The sequence below is a fragment of the Streptomyces sp. NPDC006691 genome (assembly GCF_042869955.1).
Classification (GTDB): Bacteria; Actinomycetota; Actinomycetes; order Streptomycetales; family Streptomycetaceae; genus Streptomyces.
Genome location: NZ_JBIAGW010000038.1, coordinates 1 through 15,038, shown reverse-complemented (window position 1 = coordinate 15,038; position 15,038 = coordinate 1). Strand labels below are relative to the sequence as shown.

The following is a 15,038-nucleotide window of genomic DNA, read 5'->3' as shown; positions in this document are numbered from 1 at the left end:
GGAGTGGCCGCCCACCACCCCTCGAAAGGATCGTCCTGAGCACGCCTCAACCTTGAGGAGACGCCCCGGGCCCCGCGCGGGGCGGAGGCGTCCGGGGCCTCTGCGGCCGGAACCGATGTTCCGTCAATCCCGCTGGTGGGACCGGCTGCTAGCGTGACGTGAGACCGGCTTGTGTACCGACGGGAAACGCAAGACTTGTCCATCAAGGGGGACCGCAATGACCAGCGGTATTGACCACACGCCCAAAGAAATACCCGCGCCCACGACGGGTTCTGCCAACCGCCCGCCCGGTCTGCGACTGCCGGCGGTGGTCCAGACCCTGCTCTTCGCCCAGTACCGTCACCGGCTGTTCCCGCTGCTCCGCCGCAGGCACGGGGACATCTTCACGCTCCGGCTCACCACCCCGACCCGGCATCTGGTGATCCTCTCCCGGCAGGAGGACATCAAGACCGTGTTCGGCGGGCCGGTGGACGTCCTGCACGCGGGTGAGGGAAACGGGATCATGGGGCCGGCCCTGGGGGACCACTCCGTGCTCCTGACCGACGAGGCGGAGCACCGCAGGGCCCGCCGACTGCTGATGCCCGCCTTCACCGGCGCGTCACTGGCCGGCTACCAGGAGATGATCGGTCGGCTGACCACGGTGGAGGTGGAGAGCTGGCCCGAGGAGACGGTGATCGGCTCCCACCAGCGGATGCAGGCGCTGACCCTGGAGATCATCCTTCAAGTGGTGTTCGGGGTGACCGACGAGGCGCGGCTGCGGAAGATGCGCCCGCTCGTGCGCGGCATCGCGGACATCGGCCCGGTGACCCTGCTCGGCCTGCCCTACCCGCTGCTCCAGCGGGTCGGCCCGTGGCGCCGTCACACCTCCCTCCAGCGCGGTCTCGACAAGCTGCTGTACGAGGAGATCACCGGCCGGCGTGCCGCCCCCGACCTCCACAGCAGGACCGACGTGTTGTCCCGGCTTCTCCAGGCGGAGGAGAACCGTACCGGCGGCGGCTTCAACGACGCTGAGTTGCGCGACCAGCTCATCACGCTGCTGCTCGCCGGACATGAGACCACGGCCACGGGCCTGGCCTGGGCGATCCACGAACTGGTGCGCAACCCCGCGCAGTTGAAGCGGGCACAGCGCGCCGCCGACGAGGGCGACGAGGCGTACCTGACGGCCGTCGCCAAAGAGGCGCTGCGCCTCAAGCCGGTGGTGTACGAGGTGGCCCGGCAGCTGACCGAGCCGCTGACGGTCGGCGGCTACCGGCTGCCCGCCGGCGCCACGGTGATGCCCGCCATCGGCCTGGTGCAGTCCGACCCCGCCCATCACCACCAGCCGGACGAGTTCCGGCCGGAACGCTTCCTCGACGCCCAGCCACCCGCGAACACCTGGATCCCGTTCGGCGGCGGCGCCCGGCGCTGCATCGGGGCCGGGTTCGCCCTCCTGGAGGCCACGGTCGCGCTGCGCGAGGTGCTCCGGCGGTACGAGATCCGGCCCGACCGGCCCGCCCCGGAAGAGCAGAAGGCTCACCACGTCACGCTCATCCCCTCCCGGGGTGCGCGTGTCGTGGTGAGCCGCCGCCGCTGAGGCGGGTGCCGCCCGCACGGGATGGCTGCGGTCAGCGGGTGGTCTCCGCCATGACCGGCAGCTGCCCCGACAGGTAGCGCTCCCGGCACAGACCGCGCTGGACCTTGCCGGACGAGGTGCGCGGTATCGCGCCCTTTTTCAGGGCCACTACCGCATCCGGAGCGTGCCCCAACTGCTCGCGCAGCCGCTTCATCACCACAGCAGCGATCTCAGCGTGGTTGTCGAAGCCCTTCGCGGCTTCGAACGCGACGACCATCCGCTCGGTGTCGGGCAGCGCGAACGCCGCGCACACCGGGCGGACGCCCTCCACCTTGGCGGCGACGTGCTCGTAGTCCTCGGGGTACAAGTTGCGTCCAGCCACGATGATCATGTCCTTGACCCGTCCGCAGACCACCAGGCCTTCCGGTGTGCGGTAGCCGAGGTCGCCGGTGCGCAGCCAGCCGTCACCGAGCACGGCCGCGGTCGCCTCGGGGTCCTCCCAGTAGCCCTGCATCAGGGAAGGGCTGCGTACCCAGATCTCACCGACCCGGCGGTGCTCAAGCGGCTTGCCGTCCTCGTCCCTGATCTCCACCTGGACCCCGGGTACCGGCGGCCCGCAGACCGCCAGTGCGCGGGCCCCCGGGGCACCGGCGGGCACCGGGCGGGCGGCGGCGCCCGCCTGGAGGCCCTCGCGGGACACGTGGTCCCACTCCAGGGGACGGCCCTTGACGCCCATGGCGACGGCCAGGGTGGCCTCGGCGAGCCCGTACATCGGGGTCATCGCCTCGGGCCTGAGGCCGTGGGCGGCTCCGGCCTCCATGAACTGCTCCAGATTCGCGGCGCGGATCGGCTCCGCGCCGTCCCCGCACACCTCCAGAGCGGAGAGGTCGAGGTCGCGCGGTCGCAGCCGCATGCCCTGACCGGCCAGCCCGTAGGCGAAGTTCGGGGCGACGGTGCTGGTGGCCCGGAAGCGGGACAGGGCGTCTACCCAGGAGTCCGGCCGGGCCAGAAAGTCCTCCGGCGGCTGGAGCACCAGCGTGATCCGGTAGGCCATGCCGGACAGCACGGAGATCAGTCCCATGTCGTGGTAGAGCGGCAGCCAGCTCACGTGCACGCTGCGGTCCCGCTCCAGTCCCAGGCGCTCGCAGCACACCGCGGCGTTGGTGAGCATCTGCCGGTGGGTGAGCGCGACGGCCCGCGGCAGGCCGGTGGTACCCGAGGTGAACTGGAGGTACGCGAGGTCGTCGGGGCCGGCTGGCGGCGGTCCGGTGATCTCCTCGCGTTCCGCGGCGAGTTCGCCGCAAGTCAGCACGGGCCGGCCGCCGGTGATCCGGCCGCTCACGAAGTCGCCGAACGCGTCGGCGACCACCAGGCAGCGCGCGTCCACGTGGTCGAGCCGGCGATTGATCTCGGCGACGAACTCCGGCAGGTCGGACACGCGGTGCGGCAGCGGGAGGACGACGGGCACGGCGCCCCCCCGCCAGGCGCCGAACAAGCTGAGCAGGAACCCGGGCGAAGTGGAGGAGGCGATGGCGACGCGGTCGCCCTTGCCGACCCCCGCCCTGGCCAGGCCGCGCGCGACGCGCCGCGCGCCGGCGGCCAGCAGCGCATACGGCAGCGGGGTCTGATCGAGCTGCCGGTTGACCACGGTGATGCCGCGTGAGGTGGTGGCGGCGAGTTCCAGCACCTCCGCCACGGTGACCCCGCCGAACATGTCCTCGGGCCTCGGGTGATCCACGGTGTCCACGTCCCCGTTCATCCGGCGCTCCGCGCCAGCGTGTGCAGTTCCTCGATGAAGCGGTCGGCCAGGGCCCGGACCGTGGACTGCGTGTGCAGGTTGGAGCTGTACGTCCACACCAGCCGCAGGGTGCCGTCCGAGACCATCGCCATCAGGTCGAGCGTGCGAGTGCGGTGACCCAGGCCGCTGCGGTGGTGGCCGAAGGAGTCCATCACCGGGCGGGCGTCACCGGTGAAGAACTCACTGACGTCACCCCAGAAGTTGAAGCCGATCTCCGGTACCGGTACGCCCGCCATCCGCTCCCTGACCTCCGGGTCGGGGTGCAGGTACCGCAACAGCCCGTATCCGACGCCCTGGTGGGGCATCTCCCGGATCTGCTCGCGTACCGCGTCGAGCCCGCCCGGGCGCAGCACCAGCGGCGAGAGGGTCGAGAACCGCGCGACGGTGCGGGAGATGTCGAGCGGGCCGAAGGCGCGGTGACGACCGTGTCCCTCCACCTCGACCAGCAAATACGGCTGCCCCGTCCACGCGGTCACGGCGCCGGCCAGCGCGGTCAGCAGCACCTCGCGGATCTCGGCTCCCCGCTCGCGCGGGAGCCGCGTCACCACGGCGGCCGCGGTCTCCCCCGTCACCTCCGTGAGGTGACGCACCGCCGTGTCCTGGGTGTTGGGGCCGAGACGGTGGTCGACGGGCAGTGGGACGGGTGAGAGTGCGGCGAACCTCTCCCAGTAGGGAAGTTCGGCCGCGGCGTCCTCGCTCGCCGCGTAGGCGCGCAGCTGCTCCGCGGACCGCGGCAGCGAGGCGGTCTTGGGAGGCAGCGCCGGTACGTCCCCCCGCTCGATGGCGAAGTAGGCGGTGCGCAGGTCCTCGTAGAAGACCCGGGACGAGTAGTAGTCCATCACCAGCCAGTGGGCGCTGACCAGGAGCCTTGGGTTGCGCCGCCGTCCGAGGTCGAATTGGGTGAGCTGGACTGTCGTACCCGAGGCCAGGTCAAGACCGCTGTTGCGGAGTTCTGCCTGGCGGGCGATCTCCGCCTCCACCTCGGCGTCGGCGAGGTGACCGAGGTCGACTTCGGTGACGCGGGACCCGTCCAGCGGGCCCGCGCCGGGGAGTTCCGCGTACGGTCCCCGCTCGTCCCGCAGGAATCGGGCGCGCAGCCCGTCGTGGTGGGCCAGTACAACGGCGAGCGCCTGGCGGAGCGCACCGGGCTCAAGGCGTCGGTCGAGCTCAAAAACGGGCCACATGCCGTTCCAGTGGTGGGACTCGGCGAAGTCCTGCTCGAAGAACCAGTACTGGCTGGGCGAGACACCGGCGCGGCCGGTGATCTCCGACCGGTCGGCCCGGGCCACCGGCCGTTCGGTCGCGTGAAGGGCCTGCTCGGCGAGGGTCGGGTGGGCGAAGAAGTTGGCCAGGGTGAGGTGGAGGCCCTGTTCGGCGGCTTTGGCCACGGCCCGTACGGCGAGCAGGGAATCGCCGCCGAGCGCGTAGAAGTCGGCGTGCCGTCCGACCGCCTCGACCGGCAGCACCGATGCCCAGGCGCGGGCCAGCGCCTCCTCGGCCGGGGTCGCGGGCGCCTCATGGCGCCGGGTGACGGCCTCGGGCGCGGGGAGTGCCTTGCGGTCGAGCTTCCCGTTGGCGCCCGTCGGCAGCCGGTCGAGGACCACCACGGCCGCGGGGACCATGTACGCGGGCAGCTTGGCGGCGAGGTGGGTGCGCAGTTCCTCGTTCTCCAAGGTGGCGCCCTCCTCGGGGACCGCGTACGCGGTCAGGCGCTTGGCGTCCTTCGCGACGACGACCGAGGTCCGCACGCCGGGGTGGCCGCTGAGCACGGCTTCGATCTCGCCGAGTTCGATCCGGTGACCGCCGATCTTGACCTGGAAGTCGTCCCGGCCGAGGAGTTCGAGGGTGCCGTCGGGCAGGTAGCGGCCGAGGTCGCCGGTCCGGTAGAGGCGCTCCCCCGTGGCGGGGTGGACGATGAACTGGGCCGCGGTTCGCTCGGGGTCGCCCCAGTAGCCCTTGGCGAGGCCCATGCCACCTATGTACAGCTCGCCGGTGACATGGTCCGGTTTATCGGTGAGCTCGGCGTCCAGGACATGGAAGCTCTGGTTGCGAAGGGGCGTACCGTACGGCACGCTCCGCCACTCGGGGTCGATGCGGCCGATGGGGTTCCAGATGGACCAGATCGCGGCCTCGGTGGCGCCGCCGAGACTGATCAGCTGGGGCGGGGTGGGGGTGAGCGCCCGGATCCGGGCGGGCAGGGTCAGTGGGATCCAGTCGCCGCTGAGCAGGGCCGCCCGCATCGACGCCGGGAACGCGGCGCCCTGCCGCTCGCAGTGCTCGGTCAGCAGTTCCAGCAGCGGGGGCACGGTGTTCCACAGCGTCACCCGGTGTCCCTCCGCCAACTCGGCCCAGCGGCCGGGGTCGCGGGACTCCTCGGGGGCGGGCAGCACCAGCGCGCCGCCGGCTCCGAGCACCCCGAAGATGTCGAAGACGGAGAGGTCGAAGCTCAGCGAGGACAGGCCGAGGACCCGGTCTCCAGGGCCGACGGAGAAGCGGCCGGCGATGTCGTCGACCGTGTTCAGCGCGCTGCGATGGCTGATCATCACGCCCTTGGGGCGGCCGGTGGAACCCGAGGTGAAGATGACGTACGCGAGGTCCTCGGGGCCGGTGGCCGGTGCCTCGACCGGTTGATCCGGTATCTCCTGCCAGGGCTCCCGGTCGATGACGAGGCCGGTCACCCCTGCCGGGAGGTACCCGCCGGGCTGGGTGATGGCTGCCCTCGCCCGGCCCGCCTCGATCAGCTGGTCGACGCGCTCGCGCGGCAGGCCCGCGTCAACGGGCAGGTAGGCGGCCCCGGAGCGGAGCACGCCCAGCACGGCGGGGATCTGCTGCCAGCCCTTGTGCATGACGACGGCGACCAGCTCGCCCGGCGCGAGGCCGAGTGCGCGCAGCCGGCGGGCGATCTGGTTGGCGCGTCGGTCGAGTTCCCCGTACGTGAACGTGCCGTCGGCGCTGATCACCGCGGGCGCGTCGGGACGTTCGACGGCCTGCCGGTCGAGGGCCGTGTGGAGGAGACCACCCGGCAGCGGGCCGGCTGTGTCGTTCGCCGCCTCACGCACTGCGCGCTGCTTCGACGGCAAGGAGACCGGGGCCGGGGCCCCGTGTTCGGCGATGCCCTCGACGAGTGCGACGTACGCGGCGAACATGTCGTCGAGGACGCCTTCGGGAAACGCCTCCTCCACCGCGTCCCAGCTGATCAGCAGGTCGCTGCCGCGTGTCACGACCTGGTTGTCCAGGTAGACCTGTGGGGTCTGCGAGATCGCGTACCGGGTTGCGAAGACCACGCCCTCCAGGCTGCCCAGGCTGTCCTGCTCGCGCAACAGGCTGGTGAAGACGACGGGCATCCGCGCGTGCGTGCCGCCGTTGCGGCGGGCCAGCTCTCGCTGGACCTCGACGCCGCTGAACCGGGCATGCGCCAGATCGCTGCGCAACTGCGCCTGGAGTCGGCCTGCGGTCGTCGCGAGGTCGGGCGCGCCGCCCAAATCGCACTCCAGCAGGATCGTGCTGGTGAAGTCGCCGATGAGCCGTTCGATGTCCGCGTGCCAGCGGGGCCGGTCGGCGAAGGTGACGTTGAGCGTGAACCGGGAGGTGCGGCTCCAGGTGCGCAGCACCTGCGCGTACGCGGCGCAGAGCAGTACGGAGGGGGTGACGCCCAGGCTGTTCGCGCGGTCGCGGAGCTGCCTGAAGACCCGGCCGGACACCCGCCGTTCGCGGCGTACGAAGGCAGGGGCCTGGGCGTGCCGGACGGTGCGCACGGGCAGTTCGGGGGCCTGGGGCAGCGAGTCGATGCGCCGTGTCCAGTACGCGCGGGCCTCTTCGTGGCCGGGCTGCGCACGGTGTGCGGCGACTCCGTCGAGATAGTCGCGGAAGTTCAGTGCGGGGGCCGGTCCCAGGGAGCCGGGGTCCAGGACGAGGCGGATCCATTCGGCCAGCAGTATCTGGAGGCTACCCGCGTCGACGAGGAGCAGGTCGACGCTTATGTGCAGGCGGAGGGTGTCGGCCGCCAGCTGATGGGTGCGTATCTCGTACAGCGGCCACGTGTGCGGGTCGAAGGCCTGGGCGGACATCTCCTCGCGGGTCTCGTGGAGCCGACATCGCTCCTCGGCTTCCGGCAGCCCGGCCAGATCGGCGTGGTGGAAGCGGTAGTACGGGACCTCGGCGGCCATCTGCTGGCGGCCGTCGGGCAGGAAGGAAGCCCGCAGCATGCCGTGGCGTCCGACCAGCGTGTTGAACGCCTCTTCGACGCGCTCCCGGTCCGCCGCGAACAGGTCCACCTCCACGTAGAAGTGGGCCGAGCGGCCGCCGAGTTCGAAGCCGCGGCTGCCCAGCCAGTACGCCTGCTGGACGTCGGTGAGCCCGAAGGGCTCCTGGGCGCTGCCGGGCGCGGGGACGAGCCGGGGGGCCATCCCGCCGTCCGTCGCGTGGTTGAGGAGAGCCTCGGCGAGAGTCTCCAGGGTGCAGTGGCTGAAGAACATCTCCAGCGGAAGGTCGGTGCCGCACGCTGTGTCGATCGTCGACTTGAACCGGACGGCGTCCAGCGAGTCGAGGATCAAGGGCTCCTGTGGATCGACCCAGCGGTCGTAGTCGTTGCTGACACCGGCCAGCAGATCCCGGAGCCGGGTCACGCTCTGGTCGTGGTCGGGTATGGGCACAGCGGAAATCTCAGGCATCAGTCCCCCGTATCAACCAACATGGTCATGTCGGCGTGGTGTGCTATGGCGAATTGCCCTGCGCGTCGGCGACCTTGCGCAGGTAGGAGTGGATCCCGCCGCTCCGCGCGATCCACGCGGTCAGTCGTGGAGAGAGGGCGCTCATCACGTCGGCGACCTTCTCCATCACGGGCGCTACGGTCATCTCCACCTTGTTCTCCCGGATGCACTTGAGCACCGCGAGCGCCACCTCGTCAGGTCCCACCCGGCCGAGCAGTCTCGGCCGCCGTCCGCCCTGCCAGGCCGCCGAGATGCCGACGTCGGCGATGAGGGTGGGATACACCGCCGACACCCCCACGCCGGTACCCCGCAGTTCCTCACGCAGGGACCAGGTGAAACCGACGAGTCCGTGCTTGGCGGAGGAGTTGACCGTGGCGTACGGATAGGCCGTGCGGCCGCCGACGGAGCCGATATTGACGATGTGTCCGCGGGCGGCCGCCAGCATGTCCGGGAGGACGAGCCTGGTCATCGCCTCCGCGCCGAACAGGTTGACCAGCAGCACCTGCTTGATGGTCTCGACCGGGGCGTCCTGGAAACGGGTGACGCGCTCGATACCGGCGTTGTTGACCAGTACTCCGGCCGGGCCCAGCTCGCGGCGGACGGTTTCGACGATCCGTGCCTGATCATCCTCCTCGGAGATGTCCCCCGGCACGACGAGGGGCTTGAAGCCGTGTTGGCCGATCTGGTCCGCGGTGGCCCGCAGGCCCTCCTCCGACCTGGCCACCAGGGCCAGTCGGACACCGGCCCTCGCCAGGTGTCCGGCTATGTGGGGGCCGACTCCACGTGAGGCCCCTGTGACGATTCCCACCACATCGGTCAAGTCCCGCACGTACCTCGTCCTTTACCGAGACAGAGTGGTCCACCCGGACAGAAGCTCCGCCTGCGGATCGCCGCCCTCATACGGCGATCCCGGACGGCTGGGCGGCAGAGTGCCGACCGGTCAGCACCTGGACCACGACCGCGACCAGGCACAACCCGGCGCCGGTGAGCGCCACCGCACCGATGCCGACGTGGTCGAGCACGGCCCCGCCGACGACGCCGGAGAGGCCGATGCCCAGGTACAGGGCGGACGCGTTGAGCGCGAGCAGCAAGCTGACTGCGCTCGGCGAGAGCTCGATGAGCCTGCGCTGGACAGGCGGGTTGAAGGCCCAGCTGGAGACGCCCCACGTGAACAGCAGGACGGCGACGAGAGCCGTGCTGTGCACCACGGACAGCAGCGACAGGCTGATCACGCTGCCGGACACGGCCACCAGCAGCGGCAGCCGGTATCCGTAGCGGTCGGCCGCGACTCCACCGACGACGTTCCCGATCGCACCGCCGATGCCGTAGCCGAACAGCAGCAGGCTCAGCCCGGTGCCGTGCGCTCCGACGGTGTCGGCGAGCAGCGGAGCCACGTAGGTGTAAACGGTGAACACGCCGAGGCTGGCGGCCAGGGTGATGCCGAGGACCACGAGCACACGGGGGTCCGAGGCGACCTCGACGCGCCGGCGCAGGGTCACCCTGGGGGGCGCGGCGACCTCCGGCACGGCCACCGCCACGGCCGCCGCGGCCAGCGCGCAGATCCCGGCGACGAGCCAGAAGACGCCCCGGTAGCCGAGCGGACCGACGAGCAGCGAACCGGCGGGGACTCCGACGATGGTGGCCGTCACCAGCCCGCCGAAGACCCAGGCCGCGGCGCGCGCCCTGCGCTCCGGACCGCTCAGTTCGGCGGCTACCGCGGTCGCCGCGGGTGTGAACACCGCAGCGCCCATGGCCGTGACGATCCGGGCGGCGAGCAGGACGCCGAAATGGGGTGCGATCGCGGCGAGCGCGTTGCCGACCGCGGCCACCAGCAGGGCGGCGACGATCAGCCGGTGGCGGCGCCAGCCGCCCAGGGCCACTGCGAGCAGGGGCGATCCGATCGCGTAGGCCACGGCGAAGGAGGTGGTCAGCAGCCCCACCGTGGACAGCGATACGGATAGCTCCCCGCTCAGCTGAGGGAGTACGCCAGTAACGATGTAGCCGCTTGTCCCCACTGCGAACGCCCCGAGCGCGAGCGTAAAAATCCTGCCCAACACAAAAAGAACCCCCCCGCCCGGCTGGTCAGTGCCGGAGCCCGATCATGACGTGCGTCGCGAAGGCCTCGCGAACGGTGTCCAAACCACATTCCCATAGCACCCAGTTGCGGGCCAACGGTAAAACTGCGCCAAGATCGGCAGCGCCCGGCGGTTTCCGGCCTCTCCTGCCGTGCCGCCGGGACCGGATGCGCGCGGTCCGCCCACCGCTGGGAGCAACACGGCGGCGGACCGTGCGAGGAAGAGGGACGTGGTGGTGTATCAGTTCTGCTGGGCGGCGGACGGATTGGCGTCGCGGACGCCCAACCGCTCAGCCTTCGCGACGTCGGTCGCGGAGGGCTTGACCCGGCTGAACTCGTCGTGGCCCACCACCGTCGAGCGCCACTGGTCGGCGGAGGGCGTACCAGAGGTCAACAGCCACTGGGTGACGATCCGCTCTTGGCCGCCGCCCACGTACTGGCCGCTCCACGTGGCGACAGAGTGCGCGTTTCGGTAACTGTTGTGGTAGGCCACGGTCCAGCCCAGGGCGGTGCCGCTGCCGTCGGTGGCGGGCGCGCTGTCGTAACGGCCGGTCAGGACGTACTCCTTTTCGGCGTTGCCCACGGCGGACTCGTACGTACCGACGAATCCCCCGTCAGCGGCCCGGGTGACGATCATCGTGGAACCGAGCTCGTTGTACCACTTGCCTACGATGCCTGGCCCAGCCGCCGTGTCGGCCTTGGCCGACGGCGCCCAAGTGTCCGCGGAGGCGCTCGCGGACACGGTGACGAAGGCCAGGAGGACCGAGCAGAGCGCAATCAGAGCGGTGCGTACACGTGTCATGACATTTTCCCCCTGTGCGGGTCGAGGATCTCGACCGGTCCGCCGGGATCCTGGAAGATCGATGACGTTTCCGGGCGGCAGCGTAGCGGCCCTGGCCCCCGCTGTCCGAAGTCGGCTCTGCGGAGGGCGAATTACTGTCGAAATCCAGCCGGATGAGCTCCAGTCGCCCACCGCACGGCTCTTTGGCCGTAGACCCGTGGTCAACCAGCATGGTGCCGATATTGACGTCGCCGCCGCCCGTCGCTCGCCGCGGCGCAGGCAAGGTGCCTCCACGCGGCAACGTGTCCGGTGTCAGCGCCGTCATCGCCACCCTGGTCAACCCCATTGCCGGAGCGCTGTCGGACCGCGTAGACCGACGCAATCCGTTCGTCCTCGGCGGTGCGGTGCTCACGGCGGTGGCCATCGCCGCCCTCGGGAGCCTCGACGTCCTTCTGCTGAACGCGCCCACCTGCCGTGGGCCGATCCCGCCCTGCACGGGCAGCTCGACTGGACCGGCCCCGCCCGGCCCGGCCTGACCGACGGTCCCGGCAACTGCCAGCACCTGATCGGTGACCTCTCCCCCGAGGACTGCGACGACCACCTCGCCCGCCGCCTCATCCACGGCGGCCAAGCCCTCATCAACCCCGCCATCCGGGCCGCGATCACCGCCCGCTCCCACGGACTCCCCCTGCACCTGGACCTCGCGGTCGGTCGCTTCCTGGAAATCCGCCGCACCCGCGAACCCCTCCCCCAGAACTTCGACCACGCCTTCCCCGCCTCCTGGCCCGCGTCCTGTCCTACCTCACCCCGAAGGAGCGTCACCTGCTGCGCTCGATATCCCCGCTCGACGCCTTCGACCTCGACCTGGCCACCTAGACAGGCGGCCTCACCCACCACCAGGCCCCCGCCCGGCGCCTGGTGCAACGCCCGCTCGTCACCGAGAACCCCTACGCCCTGTGGCCCTACCACCTGCACCGCGCCATCCGCGCCGATATCCGCACCGACGATCACGACGACGACCGATGGACCGACGCCGACTGGCAGCAGGCCGCCACCCGCGCCCTGACCGCCCTCGGCAACCGGTGGGCCACCGCCAACGCGGGCCCGGCATCAGCCGGCCCCTCCTGGTCGCCGGCCTGCGCCAAGGCCTGCGCCTGGCCCGCGAACACCGCCTCAGCGACCTGGGCTGGCTCACCGAAGCCGCCTTCGCCTACACCGACGACTCCGCGTGGGAACCCCTCTCCCCACCCGCTTCCGCCGCGTCACAGGGCGCGGTTGATCCTGGACTGGACACGCCCGCCGACGCCCTCGCCGAACTTCTGTCCGCGATCACCCGCCGCCAGCACGAACACCGCCAGCGCACCACCGACCGCCTCACCGCCGTCCTCGACACCCACCTGCTGCCCGCCGAACTCACCGAACTGGCCTGGTACTACCGGGCCAAGGCGCACAAGGACCTTGCCCGCAACGACGACACCCGCACCGGCATGCAGCACGTCGCCGACACCGGCGGGCGCCTCGCACCCAAGGCCCTGCGGGGCCTGGCCAACCTGACCCGACTCGCCGGCGATTTCCCCACCGCCCTGGCCGCCGTTCCCGCGCTGGGCTGGGAAGGCCGCCATCACCGCGTCCTGGGCGACATCAACTCCGGTGCCACGCCCACACCGACCAGGCCGTCGCTGCATTCGAAGCCGGCCGCATCGAAGCCGAGCAGCGCGGAGCCGTCGGTGAACGCGCCACGCTCCAGCTCCGCACCGCCCTGGCCCTCTCCTTCGCCGACCCGCAGCGCGCCGACGACGAACTCGTTCTCGCCCACCAGCTCCTGGACGGCGTCGACCAGCGCGCCAACCGCCTTCTGGCCCACATCACCGCACTGATCAAGGACGCCGGAACCCCTGCAGTCCCCGAACGTGCCCAGCAGCTGCGCGCCGACATCGAGGCAGCCGGACTCCCCTACCTCCACCGGTTCCTGGAACTGGCCCTTGCCTTCCACCACGCCGTCGACAACAACACCCAGGCCCAGGCCGCCATCATCGACCGGCTTCATGCCTTCACGGCCAGCGGCGACTTCGCCCACTTCACCGACATCGCGCACTTCATGGCCGGCCTCCCCCGCGCGGCCGGTTCCGCCGTCCGCTGGCTCGACGGCCCCGACGCTGCCCGGACGAACTGGCGCCGACTCGTCACCACCCGACAGCACCTTCTGGAACGGCGCAGCCGTGGCAGCGATGCCGAATGCGGCGATCAGGATGCGGTGGAGCGTGCGCTGTCCGTAGGCGGCCAGCAGCATGGGCAGTGTCCGCTCGCCCGCACCGCCCGCCAGAACCGCGAGGGCACCGTCGTTGTTCCCGGCGACGGCCTCAAGCGCAGCCAGCGCCCGCAGGTGCTCGTCATCAGTCAGCCCAAGTCAAGATCCGTGGCACCGCACGGTAGGTCAGCATCACGGGCAAGCGCCGAGATCCGCATCGAAACCACGCATAGAACCCAACCGGGGTCCTGTGCCGCCGAGTTGAGACGTCGAACACCTCGTTCAATGGCACGGGAGCCCGTTCCGTTGCGCACCCCGACCTCGCACCGCCCCCCGTCACCCGATCAGTGGCCACTCTCAAAACGCTCACCGGCCCTCGCTCGTACGTCTGGCACAAGACCCCCGCTGACCCGATCCTCAGCAGCCTCGCCGGCTATTGCCGACGCATCAACGACTCAGGTCCCTGGGAAAGCGCGATGAGCCGGTACAGGGGTTCTGGGCGGGTGACGTCCGGGGCAGGGATGTGCGACAGGCGGTCGCACAGCTCCGCCACCTGGTCCGGAGCAGCGGCGTTGGCCGAGGGAATTCGGCCCTTCTCGATCACCTGGCGCCAGGTACGGGGCTGCGGTCCTGTCCTTTGCCCTTGATGGTCGTCTCCGCGCGGGGGGACCAGGGCCGTAACCCTCAGCCAAGGACAGCACGCGGTCGCTGTGGTCCGTGAACCGAGGGGCACAGGCGCGGCGGAACGGTGCCGTGACGTCAGCCAGGTCACGGCCGCCGCGACCGACCCGCCAAGTGCCGCGTGGCGATGCATGCTCGCCAACGCCACGCGTCTGACCGCGTACTCGACGGCCCGCCGCCCGGAGAGGCGGCGTCCTCACTGAACCCAGTCGCTCCGCAGGCACACTCAATCCACCGGCCGTACAGCGGCCGCTTCTATGCCTGATGCCCTCAACTTTCGGGCCAAGAGCTCCATCTCGGGCAGGGTCCCTGAGTACTGCCCGGTCAGGACCTGATCCAGCACGGCCCGGACACTATCCAGGCCGATACCGAGTTCCGCCCGCAGCACCCGCATGATGACGGCGTTCGTCTTCGGCGGGGCAACCTGCAACCTTGCCCGCCCGTTCTCGGAGAGCAGTCGGCCCCGCAGTTCCTCCGACAGGTCGCCGCCACAAATGGCCAGGGCAAACCCGCAGGTCGGACACGTCGTCTCAACATCCCATCGCAGCTCCTCGTACACCAGCGCCTGGACACCGCACCACTCTGCCTCGGCACCGCATCCCTGGCACACAGCCAAGTACCTGATGGACTCGACCAAGATCGACTCTTCCATAGTCCCCCTCAAGAGGAGAGGTTAGACGGCAGGCGGCGAACGTCTTTCCAAAGCACCAACAAGTCCTTACCGCTGGCCTTTCGGCCACCGGTGCTCGGCCTTCGCCTTGAGCATCTCCTCGACGGCTTCGCGGTAGTGGTCGGTCCAGCGGAGGGCCTTGCTATCTCGTTGACACATACGCGATCCGCGTGGCCCCGATCCTGCGCCAATGGTGTGCCTGGCCCAAGGTCGGGCCAGGCACACCATTCCTATTCTTCTTCCGCTACTGCTCCGGCTGCTTGTTTCGAGCATTCGAAGCGCGGATCAGGCGTTCCGTGAGCAGAGCGATCAGTCCGCAGCCGACGCCCCAGGCGATGACGAGAGCGACCCCCGATGGCTTGTCGAAGTTCACTGCGCCCGGTGCAAAGGGCAGCGTCACTGCGATGAGCACGATGACAATGACTAGGCGCTGTTTCTCGGATCATGTGCGGAGCCAGATGATGAGGGCTGCGAGGGTGACGGTGCCGAGGTAGATGTGGGCGCGTTTCTCGTAGCGGGTGGCGA

General features: G+C 70.5%; 11 protein-coding genes. 2 read left to right on the top strand and 9 right to left on the bottom strand.

Annotated features, from left to right (window positions below; translation table 11 throughout):
- The first annotated feature begins 217 nt into the window (after positions 1 to 217).
- Positions 218 to 1,573 (top strand): cytochrome P450, encoded by a 1,356-nt coding sequence (locus tag ACFYNP_RS37160; RefSeq protein ID WP_388791767.1) that lies wholly within the window; start codon positions 218 to 220, stop codon positions 1,571 to 1,573.
- A 31-nt stretch (positions 1,574 to 1,604) separates the two neighbouring features.
- On the opposite strand, the gene ACFYNP_RS37155 is transcribed toward ACFYNP_RS37160, so the two are convergent.
- The 5 genes from ACFYNP_RS37155 to ACFYNP_RS37135 form a co-directional block, all read right to left on the bottom strand.
- Entirely contained in the window at positions 1,605 to 3,311 is a 1,707-nt protein-coding gene (locus tag ACFYNP_RS37155; RefSeq protein WP_388791765.1) for an AMP-binding protein, read from the bottom strand.
- Complete coding sequence (locus tag ACFYNP_RS37150; RefSeq protein WP_388791763.1) at positions 3,308 to 8,020, bottom strand: amino acid adenylation domain-containing protein; 4,713 nt, start codon at positions 8,018 to 8,020, stop codon at positions 3,308 to 3,310. Before ACFYNP_RS37150 ends, ACFYNP_RS37155 begins: the two co-directional genes overlap by 4 nt.
- 43 nt (positions 8,021 to 8,063) lie before the next feature.
- Positions 8,064 to 8,888, bottom strand: coding sequence for an SDR family NAD(P)-dependent oxidoreductase (locus tag ACFYNP_RS37145; protein ID WP_388791761.1), 825 nt, complete (start codon positions 8,886 to 8,888; stop codon positions 8,064 to 8,066).
- Positions 8,889 to 8,955: 67 nt separating this feature from the next.
- Positions 8,956 to 10,116 (bottom strand): MFS transporter, encoded by a 1,161-nt coding sequence (locus ACFYNP_RS37140; protein WP_388791759.1) that lies wholly within the window; start codon positions 10,114 to 10,116, stop codon positions 8,956 to 8,958.
- A 258-nt stretch (positions 10,117 to 10,374) separates the two neighbouring features.
- Positions 10,375 to 10,935, bottom strand: a complete 561-nt coding sequence (locus ACFYNP_RS37135; RefSeq protein WP_388791757.1) for a streptavidin — start codon at positions 10,933 to 10,935, stop codon at positions 10,375 to 10,377.
- A 281-nt stretch (positions 10,936 to 11,216) separates the two neighbouring features.
- Between ACFYNP_RS37135 and ACFYNP_RS37130 the strand changes: the two genes are divergently transcribed.
- Positions 11,217 to 11,450 (top strand): hypothetical protein, encoded by a 234-nt coding sequence (locus ACFYNP_RS37130; RefSeq protein WP_388791755.1) that lies wholly within the window; start codon positions 11,217 to 11,219, stop codon positions 11,448 to 11,450.
- A 726-nt stretch (positions 11,451 to 12,176) separates the two neighbouring features.
- On the opposite strand, the gene ACFYNP_RS37125 is transcribed toward ACFYNP_RS37130, so the two are convergent.
- The 4 genes from ACFYNP_RS37125 to ACFYNP_RS37110 all read right to left on the bottom strand — a co-directional run bounded on the left by ACFYNP_RS37125 (position 12,177) and on the right by ACFYNP_RS37110 (position 14,925).
- A complete protein-coding gene (locus ACFYNP_RS37125; protein WP_388791753.1) occupies positions 12,177 to 12,536 on the bottom strand; it encodes a hypothetical protein in 360 nt (119 codons plus the stop codon).
- Positions 12,536 to 13,204: a hypothetical protein gene (locus ACFYNP_RS37120; protein ID WP_388791751.1), complete on the bottom strand. Its 669-nt coding sequence runs from the start codon at positions 13,202 to 13,204 to the stop codon at positions 12,536 to 12,538. The genes ACFYNP_RS37125 and ACFYNP_RS37120 overlap by 1 nt, the downstream gene beginning before the upstream one ends.
- 865 nt (positions 13,205 to 14,069) lie before the next feature.
- Positions 14,070 to 14,495, bottom strand: coding sequence for a hypothetical protein (locus ACFYNP_RS37115; RefSeq protein ID WP_388791749.1), 426 nt, complete (start codon positions 14,493 to 14,495; stop codon positions 14,070 to 14,072).
- Positions 14,496 to 14,757: 262 nt separating this feature from the next.
- Positions 14,758 to 14,925: a hypothetical protein gene (locus tag ACFYNP_RS37110; protein ID WP_388791747.1), complete on the bottom strand. Its 168-nt coding sequence runs from the start codon at positions 14,923 to 14,925 to the stop codon at positions 14,758 to 14,760.
- Positions 14,926 to 15,038: the final 113 nt, after the last annotated feature.